Here is a 22800-nt window from a genome sequence, read left to right as displayed (position 1 = left end):
AAGAGCCCGGTCGCGGACACGCCTCGTGGGCAGCCTGTGGAAAACTCCGGCGACGGCCGGGAGACCCGTCGGCGTCAGCCCTGGAGGGCCGTCTCCCACGGGTTCGGGTCGGACCAGGGCTGGGCCATCAGATCCAGGGACACCACGGGCCCTGGCGGAGCGGAGACCGTCCCCTCGATCTTGAACGGCGCGGTGCCGTCCGCGGGCAGCCCCTGCACGAAGCTCATGTCGCCGCCGATCAGGGTGCCCCTGCCGTCCCGGAACAGGGCGACGAGCGCGACCTCCTCGACCGCCTCGTCATAGGGGTTGCGGATCTCGCCGGTGACCTCGCAGGCGCCCTCGGGCACGGCCATGGAGACGTTCTCGTAGGTGAACGGGGGGAAGTCCTCGGGTCGCGCCTCCGTCGGGTACCAATCGGCCGGACGCGGCGTGATCTCCAGGGTGTGCGGGCGGTTCCCGTTGACCTCCAGCAGGCCCGCCCAGGCGATCTTGGTGCGCGGGGGCAGCACGGTCAGCACCTGCTCCTCCGAGCCGATGACGTTGCCGTACGCGTCGCGCACGGTGACCTGCACCGTCGGCAGCTCGCACCAGTACAGGGTGTTGGGGTTGTGCAGCACGGTCGCCCACCGGATCCAGTACTCGCCCGGCACCCACTCGCTGGCCTCGGCCGTCCACCCCGTCTCGGCGACGGTGAACTGCACGAGCCGCCCGGGGTCGGGGTCGGGCCCGGGTTCCGGGCGCGGCCGGGCCTGTGGCGGCGCAGGAGGCCGCAGGGACCCGGTGTCCAGCACGGTCACCATGGGGGAGTGCGACGGCGCCCCCTCGACGTCCTGAGCGGGTTCGGCGGTCTCGGCGGCCGGGGGCCCGACGGGCTCGGCGGTCTCGGCGGGCTCGGTGGGCGAGGAAACGGGCTGCGGAGGCCACGGAGGCATCGGACCGGACGGCGGCCCGGCAGGACCCCCGGGACCGGGCGGCCCGGACCGTCCCCCGGGGCCGGGCGGCGCGGCGGGACCGGGCAGGGCCTGCGCGGCGGCTCGGGCGGTGAGGATCAGCGGCTCGGTCGGATTGGCCGGCCGGGCGGGCGCGAGCCCGGACCCGCCCGCCTGGATCGGCTGGGCGCGGCCGGGGTCGAGGCCGAGCTGCCCGATCGCCCACCGGACCGCCGACTGGTCCGCCTGGTCCTGCGGCCCGTGGATCTCCAGCGCCGGGGCGAGCCCCGGCCCTTCGACGAAGCGGAACTCGATCGCGTGCAGCTCCCACGCCTCGCGCAGGATCTCCTGGCGGCCGGTGACCCGCAGACCGAGACCCTCGAGGATCTCCAGCGCGGCGTCGAAGTCGTTCACCAGGACCTCGCGGACCGTCCGCTGGTCGCGCATCAAGGTGAGCACATGCCTGTCGCCTTCGGAGTGCAGGCCGGCCCAGGCGCCGTTCTGCCCGGCCAGCGCGACCCGCTGGATCAGCCTCCGTGGGCGGTGGCACCGCGCGCCGAGCCCGCGCAGCCGCTCCCGAGCGACCCCGATGTCGAGATCGAAGTAGCGGACACCGAATCCCACGTCCTCCCCCAGAACTCTCGCTGCGGGCTCCTATGGTGTCCTAACGGACAACTCTCATCAATATGCCGCGCCGCCCCTCTCTCCCGGGCGGGCGTCAGACCGAGGTTCCCGCAAGCATTCCTAGCACGTAAGTGACCGCGGAGGCTCCGGCGACGATCGCGAGCTGCCGCAGCGCCCCCGCCCACACCGGCCGGTCCGACTGCCCGGCGAGATACCCGCCGACGAGGAGGCTCGCGGTGCCCGTCAGCGCGGCCGACAGGACGACCGCGGTGACGCCCTCGGTGAAGAACCACGGCACGAGGGGGATGAAGGCGCCCACCGCGAACAGGACGAACGAGCTGACGGCGGCGGTCATCGGCGACCCGGTCGTGTCCGGCGTCACGCCGAAGATGACCCGTCCCGCGACCGTCACGGGCTCGTCGCCGAGCGCGACCTGCTCCTCGGCCTGGCGCGCCGTCCGCCGGTCGAGCCCGAACCCGCGCAGCGCGCGGGCGAACCGCGCGAACACCACGGGCGGGCTGTGCTCCCAGGCCCGGCGCAGCGCCCCGTCCATGCTCTCGGCGACTTCGAGCTGGCTGCGGACCGACACCCACTCCCCGGCCGCCATCGACAGCGCCCCGGCCAGCAGGCTCATGAGCCCGGTCAGCCGGACCGTCGCGGCGGGGGTGGCCGCGCCGACGACGCCGAGGATGAGGCAGAGGTTCGTCACCAGGCCGTCGTTGCCGCCCAGCACGGCCGCCCGGATCCCGCCCCCGGCGACCCGTTCCGCGGTCCGCTCGGCGGCGTCCAGCTCGTCCCCGGCGGCCTGCGCGTCGCCGGGGGTCGCCTTGGCGGGGTCCCAGTGCGGTGCGAGCCTGGACCAGTCGGGAGGTTCGTTCATCGGGCAAGGGTGCCCGTCGGGCGCGGCGGGAAAACGAAAAGCGCCCCGTGTCTTACGACACGAGGCGCCTCCCGTTAGCCGGCTCGGTAACCCCCCAGTCCCGGGGCCGGCTGGTCTTGCGGAATACCCCTATCCCACCTGTGCAACGCCTGGGGCGAGGAATCGGTTCCCCGTACGGGAAGAAATTCCTGTCCGGTCCAGGTAGGGCGTGATGCCCCCCAGGTGGAACGGGTAACCAGCACCGAGGATAAGGCACAGGTCGATGTCCTCGGGCGCGGCCACGACCCCTTCGTCCAGCATGAGACGAATCTCCTCCGCGAGCCCGCGCATGGCACGGTCCAGGACCTGCGCCTCGGTGGACGGGTCGGCGCCGCCCTCGAAGATCTCCAGCGCCTCGGGGTCGAGCGAGAAGTCCGGAAGGTAGACGCTCTTCTTGCCGGACGCCACGAACTTCCGGAACTTCTCCGACACCGGGAAACGCTCGGGGAAGGCCTCGTGCAGCGTCTCGTTGACGTGCAGGGCGATCGCCGGGCCGACCAGGCCGAGCAGCATGAACGGGCTCATCGGCAGGCCGAGGGGCTGCGCGGCGCGCTCCGCGGTCTCCACCGGGGTGCCCTCCTGGACGGCCCCGATGATCTCCGCCAGCAGGCGCAGCAGGATCCGGTTGACCACGAACGCCGGAGCGTCCTTGACCAGCACGGACGACTTCTTCAGCTGCTTGCCGACCCCGAACGCGGTGGCCAACGTCACGTCGTCGGTCTTGTCCGCGCGGACGATCTCCAGCAGCGGCAGGACCGCGACCGGGTTGAAGAAGTGGAAGCCCACGACCCGCTCCGGGTGCTGGAGCTTCTCGGCCATCTCCGACACCGACAGCGACGAGGTGTTGGTCGCCAGGACGCACTCGGGCGAGACGACCGCCTCGACCTCCGCGAACACCTGCTGCTTGACCGACATCTCCTCGAAGACCGCCTCGATCACGAAGTCGGCGTCCGCGAACGCGTCCTTCGTGAGGGAGCCGGAGATCAGGGACTTGAGGCGGCTCGCCTTGTCGCCATGGACACGGCCCTTGGCGAGCAGCTTGTCGACCTCGCCGTGCGCGTAGGCGACGCCCCTGTCCAGGCGCTCCTGGTCGAGGTCGGTCATGACGACCGGGACCTCGAGGCGCTGGGCGAACAGCAGGGCGAGCTGCCCCGCCATGAGGCCGGCGCCGACGACGCCGACCTTCGAGACCTTGCGGGCCAGGGACTTGTCCGGGGCCCCGGCGGGCCGCTTGGCGCGCTTCTGGACGAGGTCGAAGGCGTACAGGCCGGCCCGCAGCTCGTCGGACATGATGAGGTCCGCCAGGGCCTCGTCCTCGGCCGCGAAGCCCTCGTCGCGGGTGCGGTCCTTGGCCTGCCGGACGAGGTCGAGCGCCCGGACGAAGGACGGGGCCGCGCCGTGCAGCTTGCCTTCCAGCACGAACCCGGCCATGGCGACCGCGTCGTCCCAGCCCTTGCCCTTGTCGACCTCGGGCCGCTCGACCTCGACGTCGCCCTTGAGGACGCGCGCGGTCCAGGACAGCGACTCCTCCAGGAAGTCGGCAGTGTCGAAGATCGCGTCCGCGATGCCCAGGTCGAAGACCTGCTCGCCCTTCATGACCCGGTTGTTGGCCATCGGGTTGTCGATGACGACCTTGAGCGCCTTCTCCGCGCCGATCAGGTGCGGCAGGAGGTAGGTGCCGCCCCAGCCCGGCACGAGGCCCAGGAACGCCTCCGGGAGGGAGAACGCCGGGACGCCCTTGGACACCGTGCGGTAGGTGCAGTGCAGGCCCACCTCGACGCCGCCGCCCATGGCCGCGCCGTTGTAGTAGGCGAAGGTCGGCACGTCCAGCTCGCCGAGGCGGCGGAACACGTCGTGGCCGAGCCTGCCGATCTGCAGGGCGTCGGCCCGGTCCTGGATGAGCGGGATGCCCTTCAGGTCGGCGCCGACGGCGAAGATGAACGGCTTGCCGGTGACGCCGACGGCCACGATGTCGTCGCGGGAGGCGACGGAGTCGATGGCCGCGTCCAGCTCGGCGAGGCCGCCCGGCCCGAAGGTGGTCGGCTTGGTGTGGTCGAAGCCGTTGTCGAGCGTGATCAGCGCGAGCTTCCCGGCCCCGTAGGGCAGCTCGACGTCACGGACGATCGCCTTGGTGACGACCTCGTCCTTGAAGATGTCCGCGATGCTCACTTCGCGCCCTCCCAGTTCACGTTCTCCCAGAGGACGGTTCCGCCCATGCCCATGCCGACGCACATCGTGGTGAGGCCGTAGCGGACCTCGGGGTGCTCGGCGAACTCGCGCGACAGCTGCGTCATCAGCCGGACGCCGGAGGAGGCCAGCGGGTGGCCGACCGCGATCGCGCCGCCCCACGGGTTGACCCGCGGGTCGTCCTCGGCGATGCCGAAGTGGTCGAGGAACGCCAGGACCTGCACGGCGAACGCCTCGTTGATCTCGAACAGGCCGATGTCGTCGACGGACAGGCCGTTGCGGGCCAGCAGCTTCTCCGTCGCCGGGACCGGGCCGATGCCCATGACCTCGGGCTCGACGCCCGCGAAGGAGAAGTCGACCAGGCGCATGCGCGCGGTGAGGCCGAGCTCTTCCGCGACGTCCTCGGCGACCAGCAGGCACGCGGTGGCGCCGTCGTTGAGGCCCGCGGCGTTGCCCGCGGTGACGTTGCCCGCGACGCGGAACGGCGTCTTGAGGCCCGCGAGGTCCTCCAGCTTGGTGCCGGGGCGCGGCGGCTCGTCCTGCGTGGCGAGGCCCCAGCCCTTGGCGGCGGAGCGGATCGCGGTCGGCACGAGGTCCGGTTCGATCTTGCCCGCGGCCTGCGCCTCGGCGAACTTCGCCTGGGAGCGGACGGCGTAGGCGTCGCACCGCTCCTTGGTGATGGCCGGGTAGCGGTCGTGCAGGTTCTCGGCGGTCAGGCCCATCACCAGCGCGGACGGGTCGACCAGCTTGTCGGTCATGAACCGCGGGTTGGGGTCGACGCCCTCGCCCATCGGGTGGCGGCCCATGTGTTCGACGCCGCCGGCGATGACCACGTCGTAGGCGCCGAAGGCGATGCCGGACGCGGTCGTGGTCACCGCCGTCATGGCGCCGGCGCACATGCGGTCGATCGCGAATCCGGGCACGGACTTGGGCAGCCCGGCCAGGACCGCCGCGGACCGTCCGATGGTCAGGCCCTGGTCGCCGATCTGGGTCGTCGCGGCGATGGACACCTCGTCGACGCGTTCCGGCGGGAGGGCCGGGTTGCGGCGGACGAGTTCGCGGATGGCGCGCACGACGAGGTCGTCGGCGCGGGTCTCGGCGTAAAGGCCCTTGGGGCCTGCCTTGCCGAACGGCGTGCGTACGCCGTCGACGAACACGACATCACGTGCGGTGCGAGGCACGATCAGGTCTCCCTCTGCGCTCAATGTGCGGACGCCGACGGGCCGACCGCAGGGGCCTACTCGCCGGTAACAAAGGATTCTACTCGTCAGTAACCACTGACGGCCGCGTCCGCCGCGGTGTGTCGCCCTCTGCCACTTGTCGTATCCGCCCTGTCTCGTTAGCGTTTGCCGGAAATCGCCGGTGGAGGTAGGCCCGTGGTACACGCCAGACCCGCCTACCGGCCCGGCCTCCGACGCCGGTTCGGGCACTCTCTCGACTACCTTCATGTCCTGGGCTCGGGCGCGCTACGCCTCTCCCGACCCCTCGCCGCCCTCCGCGGTGTGGGCGAGCTCCAGACCTGGGGGACCACCCTCGGCGGGCTGGTCAAGGCCGCGGCCGCCATGCAACCGCGCAAGACCGCGGTGCTGGACGACACCGGCTCGCTCACCTACGCCGAACTCGACGAGCGCACCGACCTGCTGGCCGCGGCGCTCCCGCTGGACGGCCCGCGGCCCAAGGTCGCCGTCATGTGCCGGAACCACCGCGGACTCGTCGAGATCCTCGTCGCCTGCGCCAAACGCGGGGCCGAGACCGTACTGCTCAACACCGGGTTCGGGCTCGGCCAGCTCCGCTCGGTCCTCGACGAGCTGCGGCCCGCCGTCGTCGTCGCCGACCCGGAGTTCGCGCGGCTCCTGGGGGACTGCCCCGCCGCGCTCGCACCCGTCGTCGTCTGGGCGGGGCCTGAGGCACAGGGTGAAACGCTGGACGCGCTCATCGAGCGCGCGCCGCGCGGCGCGCTTCAGCCCCCGCACACCGACGGCCGGACGATCATGCTCAGCTCCGGCACGAGCGGCCGGCCCAAGGGCGCCCGCCGGAAGCCGCGTCCCGGCATGGGCCCGCTCGCCTCGATGCTCTCCCGGATCCCGCTGCGCTCGCGGCACACCTTCCTCATCGACGCGCCCGTCTTCCACACCTGGGGTCTCGCCGCGCTCCAGATCGGGCTCGCCCTGCGCGCGACCATCGTCCTGCACCGCAGGTTCGACCCCTCGCTCACGCTCGGCGAACTGGAGCGGCACAGCCGGGTCGCGCACTTCGCCGTCCCCGTCATGGTGCAGCGGATCATGGAGCTCCCCGAGACCGTCCTCGACGGCTACGACACGCGCAACCTCCGGCTGACCGCCCTCAGCGGCTCGTCCCTGCCCGGCGATCTCGCCGACCGCTTCATGGACGCCTTCGGCGACCGCCTCTACAACGTGTACGGCTCCACCGAGGCGAGCTGGGTGAGCGTCGCCGGCCCCAAGGAACTGCGGATCAACCCCGCCACCGCGGGCCGCCCTCCGCGCGGGACCTCCGTGCGCATCCTGGACGCCGAAGGCAAGCCGGTGCCTCGGGCGACCATAGGCAGGATCTTCGCCGCCAACGAGAACGTCTTCGAGGGGTACACCGGCGGCGACCCGACCGAGGTGCGGGACGGGCTCCTGTCCACCGGGGACCTCGGCCACCTCGACTCCCACGGGCTCCTCTACGTCGACGGACGGGAGGACGGCATGGTCGTCTCCGGCGGCGAGAACGTCGTGCCCCGCGACGTCGAGGACGTGCTCGCCCGCCTCCCCGAGGTCCGCGAGGTGGCCGTCACCGGCGTCGCCGACCCCGAATACGGCCAGCGCCTCGCCGCGTACCTCGTGCTGCGCCCCGGTGCGGACCTCACCGAACAGGAAGTTCGCGAACACGTCCGCACCCGCGTCGCCCGCTTCGCGGTCCCCCGCGACATCGTCTTCATCGACGAACTCCCCAGGAACGCCACGGGCAAGATCGTCTACCGCTGGCTCTCCGGCCTGGCCTCCGGCCGCACCCACCCCCCGGAAGGCCGGGTCCACTTCTGGCACACCCCGAACACCCCCGCCACCGCCCGTCCCTCCCCTCCCACCACGGCCACCGACGCCGCCAGCTGACCCCCACCTCCCCGCCCGGCCCTTTCCGCCGAAAGCGGGCGCCGACGCAGTAACCGCAGGTTCCGGGCAGGGGGATCGGCGCAGCCCGCGGAAGAACGGGTGCCGACGCGGTGAGCCCGGTTCCGGGCCTGGGGCGGTGTCCTCGCGCGGGGTGTCGGCGGCGGCGGTGCTGCCCATCGAGGGGTCCGCACGGGGGAGGGGTGCCTGGCTTCGGGCCCAGAGTGGTGTCCTCGCGCGGGGTGTCTTCGGCGGCGGCGGCGGTGCTGCCCATCGAGGGGTCCGCACGGGGGAGGGGTGTCCGGCTTCGGGCACGGGGTGGGGCGGCGGCGTCCGGGGGCGTTCGGCCGGGCTGCGCACGATGATCCGTCCGGGGCGGTGGTTCACGGAAGGTGCGCGGGGTGCTCGACGGGTGCCGGGCTTGACCGCCTTTGGTCATGTGACGGTAAAGGCAGGGTAACTCTCCGGTATTACCGTGGTTCCGCCGGGTGGTCGCCCGGATGCGGAACGAAGGTCGGAGGGCTGCTCATGGTGTTCGGCAGAATCGGGGGACTGGTCTACGCGGCGGCGCAGGTCCCGCTCGTCCTGGCCCGCAGTGGGCTGCTCACCCCCGGAACCCCTGCCGCGACCGTCAGGCAGGTCGCCGCGTTCGCGCGCTGGGGCGACACGCTCGCGGGCCACACGGTCGCCGGGGCCGTCCGCGACCCCGACCGTCCCGCCCTCGTCGACGAGGACGGCGCGCTCTCCTACGCCGAGCTGAACGCCCGCACCGACGGACTCGCCCGCGCACTGGAGGCGACCCCGCGCGTGGCGCTGCTGGCCCGCGACCACCGCGCGGCCGTCGAAGTGCTCGTGGCGTGCAGCAAGCTCGGTGTGACCCCCCTCGTGCTCGACACCGGGCAGGCGACCCCTGACCGGCTCGCCGGCCTGCGCGGGGTCGACGCCGTCGTCGCCGACGGGGAGTTCGCGCCGCTGCTGGCCGCCGCGCCGCGCCGGGTCCGGCGCCTGGTCACCGAGCGGCTCCGCCCGGTCCGCGACGCGCGGCCCCTCACACCGAGCCGCGGCGGCCGCACCGACGGGCGTGAGCGGCTCACCGCGGTCCTCTCCCGGATCCCGCTGCGGGTGCACGAGACGGCCCTGCTCGGCGTCCCCCTCGCGCACCGCTGGGGCCGCGCCTCCCTGCACCTCGCCCTGTCGCTGCGCTCGACCGTCGTGCTGACCCGCCGCTATGACGCCGCGGGCGTGCTCGCCGCCGTCGACCGGCACGCCTGCACGGCGCTGCTCACCGCGCCCTCCCTTCTCGACGCGATGCTCGCGGTGGACCCCGCGGTGCGCGCGGCCCACGACCTGACGTCCCTGAGGGTCGTCGCCGCGCACGGCGGGACCCTCGACCCCGCGACCGCCACCGCCTTCATGGACGGCCACGGCGAGATCCTCTACACCGTCTACGGCGACGCCCTCACCATCGCCACCCCGCGCGAGCTCCTGGAGCGGCCGGGCACCGCGGGCCGCCCGACGCCGGGCACCCACCTGGAGGTCCTGCGCGAAGACGGCACCCGCGCCCTGCCCGGCATGCCGGGCCACGTGCACGCGGGCTCCAGCCCGACCCACACCGTCGGCCACCTGGACCCCGAGGGCCGCCTCTTCGTGCCGCCTCCCCGCGAGGAACTGGTCTTCACCGCCGGCGAGCCCGTCGAGCCCGCGGCCGTCGAACGCCACCTCGCCGCCCACCCCGCGGTCTCCGCCGCCTCCGTCACCAGCCTCCCCGACCCGTCCCGGGGCCGCCGCCTCACCGCCCACATAGTCGCCCGCGCCCCCCTGGACCCCGAAACCCTCCTCTCCTGGCTCCGCCGCCGCTTCACCCCCCTCTCCATCCCCGACCTCCACTTCGTCCCCACCCTCCCCACCCCCTGACCCCTCCCACCGCCCCAACCCCCGGCCCACCCCGTCCCGTCCTGCCCCGCACCGGCGACACCGCACCCCCTCGGCCCCGCTCCGGGAGCGAACCGATACCGAACCCCACCCGAGGTCCCTTCCCACCGAGCACGATCAGACGCCTGACGGCCCTCCTCCCGGGGAACCCCAGCCAAGCCCCCACCTACCCAGGGGCGGCGCCGCGAGGCCCGCGGTCCCGCTCCGGTGCGGAGCACGACTGAGCCCGCAGACCCACTCAAGTCTGGCCGTGCCCTGCTGACGTCCCGCGGCCCTCGGCCCGGCTCCGAGAAATGAGAGATACCGTGCCTGCGGGCGCGGTCGGACGCCTGGCGGCCCTCCTTCTCGCTCTCAGAGGAGCGCAACGGAGCGCCGCACTCGCGGTCTCGTCTACCGGCCACGGGCGGCGCCGCGAGGCTCGCGGTCCCGCTCCGGTGCGGAGCACGACTGAGCCCGCAGACCCGCTCGAGTCTTGCCGTGCGCGGGTGACGCTTCGCGGCCCTCCGCCCCGCTTCCGGGGAGGAGCGATGCCGAGGCCCGGGGAGCGGTCGCGTCTTGTCCGGGTGCGGGCGGATGTCTCGCTGCCGTCGGCGAACGGGGCCGAGTCGTGCGGAGGTCCTGTCCTTACGGGTGCGGGCGGATGTCTCGCTGCCGTCGGCTGGCTGCGGGGGAACGGGGCCGAGTCGTGCGGAGGTCCTGTCCTTACGGGTGCCGGCGGACGCTTCGCGGCCCATGGCCCTGCTCCGGGGGAGGAGCGGTGCCGCGCCTTGCTCCAGTAGGCGACGACGTTCGCCGTCGCCCCGGTTTTCGGGCGGAGCGCAGGGGCGGCCTCTCCGGCGGCCTGGATCTCCGACCCGTCTTCGCCCTCGAACCGGGCTCGGCCTTTCCCACCTGAAGGCCGCGAGCCGACGATCCGTCGAGTCGTGCCCGCCGGACCCGGATCGTGTCCCTCCCACTGGAACGCGACCCCCGGCCGTTCTCGCGTGGACCGGTGAAGGCCCGCGCCAGGACCGAGGCCGCGACCTGGTCGAGGTCGGGTCCCGGCCCGGGCGCGCCCGTGGCCTTGGCCGTCGGTCGGGGAGTCCGCTTCGGCTGAGTGAGAGCGTGCCCGTAGTGCCACGGCAGCCGTCGTGCCGCTGGGCGGTAGGCCCCGCGTCGCCTTCGCCCGCGTGAGAGCCGTCCCCGCACGGTCCGGCCCGGACGGTTTCGGCGTCGAGCGCGCCTGGCCGGACAGGACGGCGGAGCCGGAGCCGAGGCCGCTCCGGTGCCGCCGGGCCCCTGCCGCCGGGTCCTTCGGCCTGCCCGGTCCAGGGCAGGAGCGAGGCCGAGGGCGCCTCGCGGCCCCGTCCGGCCCCGGGAGACCGGCGTGCGGCCCTTGCGGGTCGGGACGGGTCAGGCCCGGGGTGCCTCGTCCTCCGGGGTGCCTGGTCGGTCCTTCTTGTGGCCCATGACGGTGGCGGAGTGGGCCTTGGCGGAGGGATCACGGCGGGATTTCATGAGGCTGGCGATCGTGGTGACGGCGAGGACGACCACGATGACGGCCAGGGAGAGGGGCGTGCTGATCTCGGGGGCGGCGGGCCAGATTCCGTGGGCCCAGTGCAGGACGAGCTTCACGCCGATGAACGCCAGGATGATCGCCAGGCCGGTGGCGAGGTAGACCAGCCGGTCGAGCAGGCCCGTCACCAGGAAGTACAGGGCCCGCAGGCCCAGCAGGGCGAAGGCGTTGGCGACGAAGACGATGTAGGCCTGCTCGGTGATCCCGAAGATCGCCGGGATCGAGTCGAGCGCGAACAGCAGGTCGGTGCCGCCGATCGCCAGCAGGACCAGGAAAAGCGGGGTGACCGCGCGCTTGCCGTCGACCCGCGTGGTGAACTTCGCGCCGACGTACTCATCGGTGACGGTGAACAGGCGGCGCGAGGTCCGCACCAGGACGTTGTCGGCGATGTCCGGGTCCTCGTTGCGGTGCCGGTAGACCTGGAGGGCCGTCCACAGCAGCAGTAGACCGAAGATCAGGAACATGAAGGTGAACATCGACAGCAGCGTCGCGCCGACCGCGATGAAGATCGCGCGCATGATCAGGGCGAGCAGGATGCCGATCGTGAGGACCTTCTGCTGGTACTCCTTGGGCACCGCGAAGGTCGTCATGATGATGACGAAGACGAAGAGGTTGTCGATCGACAGGCTCTTCTCGACGATGTAGCCGGTGAAGTACTCGCCGCCGTAGCCCCAGCCGTACTGCATGCCGAGCACGAGGCCGAACACCACGGCCACCGCGATGTAGAACACCGACCAGACGGTCGCCTCCCGGAAGCCCACCGCGTGGGGCCGCAACGCGCCGACCGAGAGGTCGAGCACGAAGAGCGCGGCGATGACCGCGAGAGTCACCGTCCATCCGAGTGTCGTGACCTCCATCAGTGTTCCTCCACGAACCGTTGTGCCGGACCTGCCGTTCCCCCCTTAACGGGAGTTCCTCGCGGGCGGTTCCGTCCCCCGCGCCCGTCCACCGCATCTCATCCACTTCGTTACCCGCCTACCCCGCCACTCCACCGTCACCCATGCCCCCGCCGCCACAGCCCCGCGCCCCGCGTGCCTGCGCGAACGCGCTCGACGTCAAAGGTGGCGCAGCGGGGCGAAGAAGGCGTCCCAGGTCGGTGGGAGGCGGTCGAGGGTCGCCGCGAGGTAGTGCTGGACGACGAGCCAGGCGTCCGGATGGGCCTCGCGGCCCTCGGCGCGCAGCAGGCTCAGGCACTCGTCGACGCACTCGGCGACATCCTCTGGGTCCCGCCCGAGGCGCTCCAGCAGCGGCAGGGCCTCGGCGGGAAGGGCGCACTCGCGATCGTCGTGGTCCAGCGCGGTCGACAGCAGGTAGAGCAGGTGGCCGCCTGGCGCGGGCAGCGAGGCCATCTGCTCGGTGGTGAAGACGCAATCCTCCTCGTACGCGAGCCCCGAGGAGGTCGCGGCGTACTCGACGAGCTCGGCCCAGTACGCCGCGTCGTGCGCGCCCGTCGTCTGGCGCAGGTGCTCGGCGGCGAACCGCGCCATCGCGGCGGGGTCGTCGATGAGGGGCGAGACCACGAGATCGTCGGAGTAGTCGTAGCCGAAGTACAGGCGCCGACCATCGAGCGTGATCGACTCGATGCCCGCGATGTGGCCGACCCGCCCGGCGAGGGGGGCCGGAATGCTCTGCTGATCCATGCCCGCGACCCTAACCCGCACCGGTGACATTCCGCTCGGCACCCGGTCACAGCCTGTGGACAACTCCCTGGGCCGATCTCAGGGCCGGCCCCGTCAGGCCAGCTCGCCCTTGGTCTCCATCCGCGTCCAGGCCTTGGCGACGGACACCGAGACCAGCGCGGCCTGCCACGGCCGGGCGCCCAGGCGCCGCAGTTCGGCGCGGATCGCCTCGGGCGTCGGTTGCTCCGGGGGAGCCCAGCACAGCCGCCGGATGAAATCCGGCTGGACGAGGTTCTCACTCGGCAGGTTGTGCGCGTCGGCCAAGGCCGCCACGACGGTCCGGGCCGACGACAGACGGGCGGCGGCCTCCGGGTCGCGCTCGGCCCAGCGGTGGGCGGGCGGCGGGCCGTCACCCGGCAGATTCTGCTCGGGCAGTCCCGAGTCCGGAAGCTGCCGTCCCTTGGAGACCGCGCGCAGCCACTGCGTGGTGTACCGGCGCGCGTTGCGGCCCTTGACGGCGGCGATGGTGAACAGCTCGGCCATGGTGCGCGGCTGCGTCACGGCCATGTCGACGATCGCGGTGTCCGGCAGCACCCGGCCGGGGGACAGGTCGAGCTCCTGTGCGATCCGCTCCCGGGTCTCCCAGACCTCCCGCACGATCGCCAGCGCGCGGCGGTTGCGCACCCGGTGGATGCCCGACGTCCGCCGCCATGGATCGGTCCTCGGCTGCTTGGGCGGAGCCTCGGCGATCGCCTCGAACTCCTCGAGCGCCCACTCCAGCTTGCCCGCCTCCAGCAGCTCGGCGTGCAGCGCGTTCCGCAGCTCCACCAGCAGTTCGACGTCCAGGGCCGCGTAGCGCAGCCAGTCCGTCGGCAGGGGGCGGGTCGACCAGTCGGCCGCGGAGTGCCCCTTCTCCAGGCTGAACCCGAGGACGGTCTCGACCATCGCGCCGAGGCCCACCCGCGGATAGCCGAGCAGCCGTCCGGCCAGCTCGGTGTCGAAAAGCCGGCGCGGGATCAGGCCGATCTCGGCCAGGCAGGGCAGATCCTGGTTGGCCGCGTGCAGCACCATCTCGGTGTCGGCCAACGCCCTGTTGAGGTCGTTGAGGTTCGGGCAGGCGACCGGGTCGATCAGCGCGGTGCCCGCGCCGCGGCGGCGCAGCTGCACAAGGTAGGCGCGCTGGCCGTACCGGTAGCCCGACGCGCGTTCGGCGTCGACGGCCACCGGGCCGGAACCTGCCGCGAACGCGGCGATGACGCGATCCAGCCCCGCGTCGTCGGCGACGACGGGCGGGATGCCCTCACGCGGTTCCAGGAGCGGCGATGGCGCCGTGCCTCCCGTGTCCCCACCTGCTTCCACTCAGCTACCGTACGTCCTTCAGATCGCGGACTCCTCGCGGGGGGAGTCCGGCAGCCATGCACATCACCTCGGTCCAGGCCCGGACATGCGCACGCAAGTCGGTCCCGGCGGGTGACCATGATGCCCTGAGTTCGAGCTCCGTGGTGGCCGGTTCGTCCTCCTTGCCCCCGAAACTCTCGCTGACGGCCCGGGTAATCGTCCCTGATTCGGCTGAATATCCCGCCTCTTCCAGGGATTCGATCAGCCAGCTCCACGCGACGGTGCCGATCAGGGGGTCGTCGGCGATCTCCGGCTCTAGATCCGCCCGGATATAGGCGACAAGCCGGAACTGTCCGTCCCAGCCGGGTCTGCCCTGGGGGTCGTGCAGCAGGATCAGGCGCCCGACGGCGAGTTCGGCGTCCTCGCGCACCACGGCCGCGGACAGCGCCGCCGAGAACGGGGCGAGACGCTGCGGGGCGGGCATCTCCTCGAACTCCAGCTCGGGACGCTCGGAATCGCCTGTGAGCGCCTCATTGAGGGTGTCCAGGGCTTCTCGGAAACCGGGTGCCGAGTGCGGGGGTGTCATCTCCCGAGAGTAGATCTCCGGCCGTGGGAGGCGGGGGGTTGCCACGCCGACGCGGTCGCGGGCGGTGGTGCGGGGGGTAGGAGGCACCGGTGGACCTCTGCTCGTTCGTGAGCTGATCGCTCGTTTGCGATGTCGATAATTAACGAAAATGCCAGTGGCTTCGGTGATCTTGTGGGACATCGGGCGGCGTGTCACGAAAATCTCTGAGGGAATCTCCGGGGCGCGCCGAACGGGACCCCGGGACGCCGTAGGCGCGGAGGCATGGGACCATCGTGTACATGCCCGCTGAAGACCCGGTGTTCCTCCGTGCCTGCCGCCGCGAGCCCGTCTCCCACACGCCCGTGTGGTTCATGCGCCAGGCCGGGCGTTCCCTCCCCGAGTACCTGCGGGTACGCGAGGGGATCCCGATGCTGGAGTCCTGCGCGAATCCCGATCTGATCATCGAGATCACGCTCCAGCCGGTCCGCAGGTACGCGATCGACGCCGCGATCTTCTTCAGCGACATCGTCGTACCGCTGAAGGCGATCGGCATCGACCTCGACATCAAGCCGGGCGTCGGCCCCGTGATCGCCGACCCGATCCGCGACAAGGACGCCGTCTCCCGGCTCCGCCCGCTCGCCTCCGACGACGTCCCCTACGTCACCGAGGCGGTCAAGGGCCTGGTGGCCGAGCTGGGCGACATCCCTCTGATCGGCTTCGCGGGTGCCCCCTTCACCCTCGCCTCCTACCTCATCGAGGGCGGGCCGTCGAAGAACCATGACCGCACCAAGGCGCTCATGTACGGCGAGCCCGACATCTGGCAGTCGCTGATGAGCGCCCTCACCGAGATCACCATCGGCTTCCTGCGTACCCAGGTGGCCGCAGGCGCCCGGGCCGTCCAGCTCTTCGACAGCTGGGTCGGCGCCGTCGCACCCGAGGACTACACGCGCTACGTGATGCCCTACAGCGAGCAGATCTTCGCCGCGATGGCGGACGTCCCGCGCATCCACTTCGGCGTCGGGACGGGTGAGCTGCTCGGCCTGATGGGCGAGGCGGGCGCGGACGTCGTCGGCGTCGACTGGCGCGTCCCGCTGGACGACGCCGCGCGGCGCGTCGGTCCGGGCAAGGCGCTCCAGGGCAACCTCGACCCCTCGATCCTGCTCGCCCCGTGGGAGGTCGTCGAGCCGCGGGCCCGCCAGGTGCTGGCGCAGGGCCGCGTCGCCGAGGGTCACATCTTCAACCTGGGCCACGGCGTGCTGCCGAACACGAACCCCGACCAGCTCGCCCGCCTGGCCGACCTCGTCCATGAGGTCTCCGCGCGCTGAGGTCCCACCGAAGGACGGCGCCCGTTCGGGTGCCGTCCTTCGGTGATTTCGCCGAGTTTCGACTGATGAGAGGTTTCTCATCGCTTTACGGCGTTCGCCACCTGCGGGAGTGCCTACGGTGGGCGCATGAGAATCCGCGGCCCGCTGCTCGCCGTGGTGGGGGCGGTGCTCCTCACCCTGGGCGCCGTCTACGCCTTCGTCGCGGCCGCGCGCGTCGCACCGCCGGCCCTCGGGCCTCTGGTGGTCGTGACGGCCACCCCCGGCCCCTCGGCCACGGACGAGCCGGAGACGGCGCACCCCGTGACGCCTCCGCCTCCCCGTGACGCCGACGACCATGGCGGCGACGACAAGGCCGACGACCACGGCGGTGCCGACGACGGCGTCGAGCCCGGTGACGACCACGGTGGCGACGATGCCGACTGAGACCCGCCCATGAGCGCCCACTCCAGGATCGTCGCCTGGGTCCTGCTGGTCGTCGCGCTCGCCCTCACCGTCGCCGGATCGGCCACCTGGTCGCTGCTGGTGAACCGTCTCGACGCGCGGGTGGCCGAGGAACTGGCCAATGAGGCGGAGAAACTCCGTACCTTCGCGGCGAAGGCGGGGCCGGTCACCGATGTCCGAAGCCTGCTCTACGACTACCTCAGCCTGACCGCGCCGGACAGGCACGAGACGTACGTCAGCGTCGTCAACGGCAAGGTCGACCAGTTCACCGGCAGGCCGTCCGACGGCGAACTCAAGATCGACGACGCGCTCATCGCCAAGGCGAGCGGCGCGAGCGAGCCCGAGACCGGTTGGGCCTCCAGCGATCTCGGGAAAGTGCGCTACCTCGTGATGCCGGTACGCGTCACCGGCGACGAGCGTAAGGCGGCGCTCGTAGTGGCCGTCTTCTACGACGTGCAGCGCAGCGAGGTCACCGACGTGATGCGCTCCCTCGCGCTCACCTCCGCGCTCGCCGTCGGCGTGGCGGGCGCCGCCGCGTGGCTCGTCGCCGGGCGGGTACTCCGGCCCGTCCGGCTCGTCCGGACCACCGCCGAGCGGATCAGCGACTCCTCGGATCTGAGCCGCCGCCTCGACGTCCCCGGCGACGACGACATCTCCGCTCTCGCCGGGACGTTCAACCGCATGCTGGACAGGTTGGAGCGCGCTTTCGCCACCCAGCGGGAGTTCCTCGACGACGCCGGGCACGAACTGCGCACCCCCCTCACGGTCGTCCGCGGCCATCTGGAGCTGATGGGCGAGGAGGACCGGGAGGAGACCGTCGCGCTCGTCCTCGACGAACTCGGGCGGATGAACCGGATCGTCGACGACCTGCTGCTGCTCGCGCGCTCGGAGCAGCCGGGATTCCTCACCGTCGGCGAGGTCGCGGTCGCCGAACTGACCGTCGACGTGCTGGCCAAGGTGCGGACCCTGGCCGACCGGACCTGGCGGCTCGACGAGGTCGCCGACACCCATGTCCTCGCCGACGGCCAGCGGCTGACCCAGGCGCTCGTCCAGTTCGTCGCCAACGCGGTCCGGCACACCCGCGACGGCGGACGGATCTCCGTCGGGTCGGCCCTGCGCGGGCCGGAGCTGGAGCTGTGGGTCCGCGACGACGGCCCCGGTGTCCCCGCCGACCAGCGCGACCGGATCTTCCGGCGCTTCGTCCACGGCGCGCAGACCGGTACCGGCCTCGGGCTCGCCATCGTCGCCCGCATCGCCGCGGCGCACGGCGGCCGCGCCGAGGTCCGCGACGCGCCCGGCGGCGGAGCCGTCTTCCTGATCGGCATTCCGGCCTACGAGACGGGCGAGCCTGGTGAACCGTATTCTGATAGCTGAGGATGAAGCTCGCATCGCTTCCTTTCTGGACAAGGGGCTCCGGCGGCACGGCTTCGTCACGACGGTCGTCGAGGACGGGCTGAGCGCCCACGAGCTGGCGCTCAGCGGACAGTTCGACCTGCTCGTCCTCGACCTCGGCCTGCCCGGCCGCGACGGGCTCACCGTGCTGCGGATGCTGAGGGAGGCACGGGTGACCCTGCCCGTCGTCATCCTCACCGCGCGGGGCGGCGTCGCCGACACCGTCACCGGGTTGGAGAGCGGCGCCGACGACTACCTCGCCAAGCCGTTCGCGTTCGAGGAACTGCTGGCCCGCATCCGGCTGCGGCTGCGGCCGGAACGCGCGCCCGAGGCGACCGTGCTGACCGTCGGGGATCTCGCCCTCGATCTGCGCACCCGCCGTGCTCGCGCGGGCGGCCGTACCGTGGAGCTCTCGAGCCGGGAGTTCGCTCTGGCGGAGTTCCTCTGCCGGCACCCCGACCAGGTCCTCACGCGTGAGCAGCTCCTCAGCCACGTGTGGGGCTTCGACTTCGATCCGGGCTCCAACGTCGTCGACGTCTACATCCGGTACCTGCGGCGCAAGCTGGGCGCGGCACGCATCGAGACGATCCGCGGCACCGGCTACCGGCTCCGCCCCCTGGGGCCGGAAGCGGGCGCGTAGGCCTCCCCGCGGATGAGAGGGCTCTCATCGCGGCCTCATCCACGTTCCACGGCTCGACCGGAACCTGGAACCAAGCCCGGAAGGACCGGGCGGAGATCCAGGGAAGGCCACCGTGACCCTTCTGTTCCAGCGGGCGTTGCTCGCCCTCGCCCTCACCTTCGGGCTGACCTCGCTCGGCGCGGTCCTGCCCGCCGGACCGTCCGCCTTCTCGCCGCTGTCCGCCTCCGCCGCCCACGCGGACGACGGTGACGACGACGATGGCCGACACGACGACCGAGACGACGACCGAGACGACAGCGGCGATGACCGCGGCGACGACAAGGGCGGCGAGGTGGACCGCGACGACCGCGATGAGCCGGGAGACGACCGGGACGACAGCGGGGACGGACGAGACGACAGCGGGGACGACCGCGGCGACGACAAGGGCGGCGAGGTGGACCGCGACGACCGGGACGAGCCGGGAGACGACCGGGACGACCGGGACGACGACCAGAGCGACGACCGCACGGGCGGCGCCTCGACCTCGCCGAGCGCTCCCGCGACGTCCGGCGGCGCCGCGACCGGCGGAGCCCCGGCCCAGCGCGGGGCTGGCGATGACGGCGGCCGGGGCGCGGACGATGACGGCCGGTCCGGCGACGACACCGACGACCGGGTTCCGGTCGGCGGCGTCGACACGGGCGCCGGCGGCACCGCCTTCGACTTCACCAGCGCGGGAGTCCTGGCCCCGCTCGGGCTGAGCCTCGTCCTCGCAGCGGGCGTCGGCGTCTACTTCCTGCGACGTTTCACCGGAACCTCCTGACATGTGCGATCCCCGCCGGGGACGGAGCGGCCGCATCCTGACTGCGGCCGCTCCCGCTTTCCCTCATCCGCCCCCTGAGCCGAACGCTCCCGCCCTCCGGGCCTCCCCTCCCGACGCCATGTCCTGTGTGTCGCGCGGGACCGACCCGGCACATCTGGGCCTTCTCCCGTGGGCCTCGGACGAGGTCGAGGGATCCCCTGCCGGCGGGACGGGCCGCCCGGCCCCTGCGCGACGGCGCCCACAACCGGGTTGCGGGGCCCGGCCGCCCGGACAGACGGCGACGCCGTGACGGTGCGACGACGGGTACGACGGGTCCTGCGGATCTGGGCCGCGGTCGTCTGGGCGGTGCCGCTCGCCGGGTGCGTGCCGATGGGCGGCAGGGCCATGGAGAAGGGACTCGCGGCCCCTGCCGTGCGGTCCGAGGCCGGGGCGCCCACCTCCGCCCCGAAGGTCGGCGACCCGGTGCGGTTGCGCATCCCGGCGGTCGGCCTGTCGACCTCGCTGATCCCGCTGCGCCTGGACCGGCGGCACCAGCTCATCGCTCCCCGGCGCTTCGATGTCGCGGGGTGGAATCGCGCCGGCCCGGAACCCGGCGAGCGCGGCGCGGCGGTCATCGCCGGACACGTCGACTCCGCGTCCGGCCCTGCCGTCTTCTACCGGCTGGCCGACCTCACCCCCGGCACCCGCGTCTACGTCGACACCGACCAGGGCCAGACGGTCTCCTTCACCGTCCACCACCTGGAACGCCACCCTAAGACCGACGTCCCCGACTCCGTCTACCGCCCCACCGCAGCCCCCGAGCTCCGCCTCATCACCTGCGGCGGCACCTTCGACCACACCCGCGGCTCCTACCGCGACAACGTCATAGTCCACGCCGCCCTCACCCCCCGCTGATGGCCCTCGGCCCTGCTCGGCGTCGACTGCCGCAGCCGACCCTTGCTCGCCGCACCCCCGCCATCGACGAACACGCCATCGACGAACATCCCGCCCCTGGAGAAACGGCATTACTACGTAAAGCCCGTGCCCGGCCCAGGCCGGCCGGCCCCCCGGAAAGGGCGGGCCGAAGCCACATAGCCCAAACCCCTCCTCGCTTCCAGGACCCTTCCGGGCAGGCACAGCTCTTTCCAGGCCTGACCGGATCCTTCTCGGTCAAGGAGAGGGGGAAGGGGCGCGGTGGACGGAGATGCCTGCGGCGGCGAGGGCCGTGCCGGTGTCTTCGGGGAGGGTGTCGTCGGTGACGACGGCGTCGAAGGCCGTGATGGGGGCGACATGGGCCAGGGCGGTGCGGCTGAACTTGGTGGCTTCGGCCGCGGCGATGACGCGCCGGGAGGAGGCGATGGCGGCGCGCTTGACCGCTGCGTCGGCGAGGTCGTGGGTGGTGAGGCCGTCGGTGGGGGAGATGCCGCAGCAGCCGATGACCGCGGTGTCGAAACGGAGGGCGGCGAGCGAGGCCTCGGCCAGCGGGCCTGTGAGCGCCAGTTCCGCGGGGCGCGGCTCGCCACCGGGCAGCAGGAGGTGTATCGAAGCGGCCCCGGTGAGCGCGTTCGCCGCGTGCAGGGAGAGCGGCATGATCGTCAGGCGGCGTGGCTCGAGCGCCCGGGCCACCTCTAGGCATGTGGTGCCGCTGTCGACCACGACGGACTCGCCATCGGCGATCAGCCCGGCGACGACGGCCGCGATCGCCCGCTTGGTCTCGACGCCCTCGCGCTCGCGCATGCCGAAGGGCGGCTCCTCACCGCGCAGGAGCAGGCTGCGGGCACCGCCTCGGAACCGCGTGAGGACACCGCGGCCCGACAGCACGTCGAGGTCGCGCCGGATCGTCATCTCCGAAGCCCCTGTGAGCAGGGCGAGTTCGATCACGCTGACCTCGCCCGAGGCGCGGACCGCCTCGACGATCCGGCTCAGCCGCTCGCTCATCACACCGTCTGCCGCCATGGCCTCATTGAACATCATCACCGTGCGGAAATCAACTTTTCGAACACTCTCTATGTTTGTTATGTTCGCGTCATGAACAGAACGCTCCGGGTCGGCAGGGCGGCGACCTTCGCCTATTTCACGCTCAACGGGTTGCTCCTCGGCATGTGGGTCGTGCACATTCCCGCGGTGCAGGACCGCACCGGGGTCGGGCACGCCGCGCTGGGCTGGCTGCTGCTGCTCCTCGGCGCGGGGGCGTTCGTCGGCATGCAGATGGCGGGGCCCCTGGCCGACAGATTCGGGCCACGCCGGGCGGTGCCCGTGAGCGCGGTGCTGTGCGCACTCGGTCTCGCCCTTCCGGCGCTCGCCGGAGACGCCTGGGGCCTCGGCGTCGGCCTGCTGCTGTTCGGCTTCGGCAACGGCTGCCTGGACGTCACGATGAACGCGCACGCGGTCCAGGTCGAACGGGGCTATGGCCGCCCGGTGATGTCGGCGTTCCACGCGCTGTTCTCGGTCGGCGGCGTCCTCGCCGCGCTCGCCGGCGCCGCCGTGCTCGCCCGGGGCTGGGCCCCGGGGCGGACGCTCCCGGTGGTCGCCCTGGCGGGGGTCCTGATCGCGCTGGCATGCGCACCCGCCCTTCTGAAGACCGATCCCGCCCGTTCGGCCGTCCTCCCGCCCCCTGCGGAAGGCGCCGAGTCGGCCCTGGCCCGGCCAGAAGCCGGCTCGGGCCACGGCACCGACCTCGCCGCCGAACCCGCCGGGGCCGGGGCCGAAGCGGTGGGCGGGCTTGCCGTGAAGGTGGGGGCCGGGGAGAAAGCGCGAAGGGATCCGGGGCCTTCGCGGCGGGTGTGGGCTTTGGGGGGACTCGCTCTGTTGCTCATGTTGTGCGAGGGGGTGGCGAACGACTGGAGCGCGCTGCATCTGCGGGATGTGCTCGGCTCCTCGGACGGGGTGGCCGCGCTTGCCTACGGCGCCTTCTCGACGGCGATGACGGCGGGGCGGCTGTGCGCCGACCGGGTCGCGGCCCGCTTCGGAACGGTGTTCGTGTTGCGGTGGGGGTCGGTCCTGGCCGCGGGAGGCTGGATGGTCGTGGTGCTCTCGCCCTGGGCGGGGCTCGCGCTGCTGGGCTGGACGGTGGCGGGCCTGGGGCTCTCGGGTTGTGTGCCGCAGCTGTTCAGCGCCGCGGGGCACGTCGATCCCGCCGCCGCGGGGGCCAACGTGTCCCGGGTCGCGGGGCTCGGCTACCTGGGCATGCTCGCCGGTCCCGCGATCATCGGTCCCCTGACGAACTTCGTCCCCCTGAACGTCGCGTTCCTCCTCCCGGCCCTGTTCTGCGGCGCGGCGGTGGCCGCGGCCCGGATCGCCCGTCCGACCCCGCTCCCGTCCGCCTCCCTCCGACCAGCCTGATCGTGTCCGCGCCTCCCGGCGGGTCCTTCGGAGGGGGAGGCGCGCGGGGAGGGAAGGGGCGATGGTCCTTGGGGAGTGACTGTGATCTCACACCTGGGGGCGGA

The 22800-nt window shown here is 72.5% G+C and carries 18 protein-coding genes; 9 read left to right on the top strand and 9 right to left on the bottom strand.

Annotated elements, in window-relative coordinates; translation table 11 throughout:
* Nucleotides 1-74 precede the first annotated feature (74 nt).
* The 4 genes from EDD29_RS45910 to EDD29_RS33915 form a co-directional block, all read right to left on the bottom strand.
* Nucleotides 75-1553: an FxLYD domain-containing protein gene (locus EDD29_RS45910; RefSeq protein WP_170201691.1), complete on the bottom strand. Its 1479-nt coding sequence runs from the start codon at nt 1551-1553 to the stop codon at nt 75-77.
* 94 nt (nt 1554-1647) lie between these two features.
* Complete coding sequence (locus EDD29_RS33925) at nt 1648-2433, bottom strand: VIT1/CCC1 transporter family protein (RefSeq protein WP_123668344.1); 786 nt, start codon at nt 2431-2433, stop codon at nt 1648-1650.
* Nucleotides 2434-2562: 129 nt separating this feature from the next.
* A complete protein-coding gene (locus tag EDD29_RS33920) occupies nt 2563-4641 on the bottom strand; it encodes a 3-hydroxyacyl-CoA dehydrogenase NAD-binding domain-containing protein (protein ID WP_246053139.1) in 2079 nt (692 codons plus the stop codon).
* Nucleotides 4638-5840 (bottom strand): thiolase family protein, encoded by a 1203-nt coding sequence (locus EDD29_RS33915; RefSeq protein WP_123668343.1) that lies wholly within the window; start codon nt 5838-5840, stop codon nt 4638-4640. The genes EDD29_RS33920 and EDD29_RS33915 overlap by 4 nt, the downstream gene beginning before the upstream one ends.
* A 195-nt stretch (nt 5841-6035) precedes the next feature.
* Between EDD29_RS33915 and EDD29_RS33910 the strand changes: the two genes are divergently transcribed.
* Nucleotides 6036-7772, top strand: a complete 1737-nt coding sequence (locus tag EDD29_RS33910) for an AMP-binding protein (RefSeq protein WP_123668342.1) — start codon at nt 6036-6038, stop codon at nt 7770-7772.
* Between the two features lie 525 nt (nt 7773-8297).
* Nucleotides 8298-9683 (top strand): AMP-binding protein, encoded by a 1386-nt coding sequence (locus EDD29_RS33905; RefSeq protein ID WP_123668341.1) that lies wholly within the window; start codon nt 8298-8300, stop codon nt 9681-9683.
* Nucleotides 9684-11093: 1410 nt separating this feature from the next.
* On the opposite strand, the gene EDD29_RS33900 is transcribed toward EDD29_RS33905, so the two are convergent.
* The 4 genes from EDD29_RS33900 to EDD29_RS33885 all read right to left on the bottom strand — a co-directional run bounded on the left by EDD29_RS33900 (nt 11094) and on the right by EDD29_RS33885 (nt 14799).
* Nucleotides 11094-12113, bottom strand: a complete 1020-nt coding sequence (locus EDD29_RS33900; RefSeq protein WP_211360088.1) for a TerC family protein — start codon at nt 12111-12113, stop codon at nt 11094-11096.
* Between the two features lie 198 nt (nt 12114-12311).
* Entirely contained in the window at nt 12312-12896 is a 585-nt protein-coding gene (locus EDD29_RS33895; RefSeq protein WP_123668339.1) for a hypothetical protein, read from the bottom strand.
* Nucleotides 12897-12989: 93 nt separating this feature from the next.
* Nucleotides 12990-14234: a ribonuclease D gene (locus tag EDD29_RS33890; protein WP_123668338.1), complete on the bottom strand. Its 1245-nt coding sequence runs from the start codon at nt 14232-14234 to the stop codon at nt 12990-12992.
* A gap of 4 nt (nt 14235-14238) precedes the next feature.
* Nucleotides 14239-14799 (bottom strand): DUF3000 domain-containing protein, encoded by a 561-nt coding sequence (locus tag EDD29_RS33885; protein ID WP_123668337.1) that lies wholly within the window; start codon nt 14797-14799, stop codon nt 14239-14241.
* A 278-nt stretch (nt 14800-15077) separates the two neighbouring features.
* Between EDD29_RS33885 and hemE the strand changes: the two genes are divergently transcribed.
* The 6 genes from hemE to EDD29_RS33855 all read left to right on the top strand — a co-directional run bounded on the left by hemE (nt 15078) and on the right by EDD29_RS33855 (nt 20269).
* Complete coding sequence (hemE, locus tag EDD29_RS33880) at nt 15078-16103, top strand: uroporphyrinogen decarboxylase (RefSeq protein ID WP_123670841.1); 1026 nt, start codon at nt 15078-15080, stop codon at nt 16101-16103.
* A 126-nt stretch (nt 16104-16229) separates the two neighbouring features.
* Complete coding sequence (locus EDD29_RS33875) at nt 16230-16526, top strand: hypothetical protein (RefSeq protein WP_123668336.1); 297 nt, start codon at nt 16230-16232, stop codon at nt 16524-16526.
* 9 nt (nt 16527-16535) lie between these two features.
* Nucleotides 16536-17918, top strand: a complete 1383-nt coding sequence (locus EDD29_RS33870) for a sensor histidine kinase (protein ID WP_123668335.1) — start codon at nt 16536-16538, stop codon at nt 17916-17918.
* Nucleotides 17896-18576, top strand: coding sequence for a response regulator transcription factor (locus EDD29_RS33865; protein ID WP_123668334.1), 681 nt, complete (start codon nt 17896-17898; stop codon nt 18574-18576). Before EDD29_RS33870 ends, EDD29_RS33865 begins: the two co-directional genes overlap by 23 nt.
* A gap of 112 nt (nt 18577-18688) precedes the next feature.
* On the top strand, nt 18689-19375 hold the full coding sequence (locus tag EDD29_RS33860) for a hypothetical protein (RefSeq protein WP_123668333.1): 687 nt from the start codon (nt 18689-18691) through the stop codon (nt 19373-19375).
* Between the two features lie 285 nt (nt 19376-19660).
* Nucleotides 19661-20269 carry a sortase domain-containing protein gene (locus EDD29_RS33855; protein ID WP_211360087.1) on the top strand — a complete coding sequence of 203 codons (609 nt, stop codon included), beginning with the start codon at nt 19661-19663 and terminating at the stop codon, nt 20267-20269.
* Between the two features lie 255 nt (nt 20270-20524).
* Here EDD29_RS33855 and EDD29_RS33850 read toward each other — a convergent pair whose 3' ends face one another.
* Complete coding sequence (locus EDD29_RS33850) at nt 20525-21310, bottom strand: DeoR/GlpR family DNA-binding transcription regulator (RefSeq protein WP_246053138.1); 786 nt, start codon at nt 21308-21310, stop codon at nt 20525-20527.
* Nucleotides 21311-21382: 72 nt separating this feature from the next.
* Here EDD29_RS33850 and EDD29_RS33845 point away from each other — a divergent pair, with 72 nt between their 5' ends.
* On the top strand, nt 21383-22696 hold the full coding sequence (locus EDD29_RS33845) for an MFS transporter (RefSeq protein ID WP_123668332.1): 1314 nt from the start codon (nt 21383-21385) through the stop codon (nt 22694-22696).
* Nucleotides 22697-22800 lie beyond the last annotated feature (104 nt).

This window comes from Actinocorallia herbida, from assembly GCF_003751225.1.
Taxonomy (GTDB): Bacteria; Actinomycetota; Actinomycetes; order Streptosporangiales; family Streptosporangiaceae; genus Actinocorallia; species Actinocorallia herbida.
This window is presented reverse-complemented; position numbering and strand designations above follow the sequence as displayed.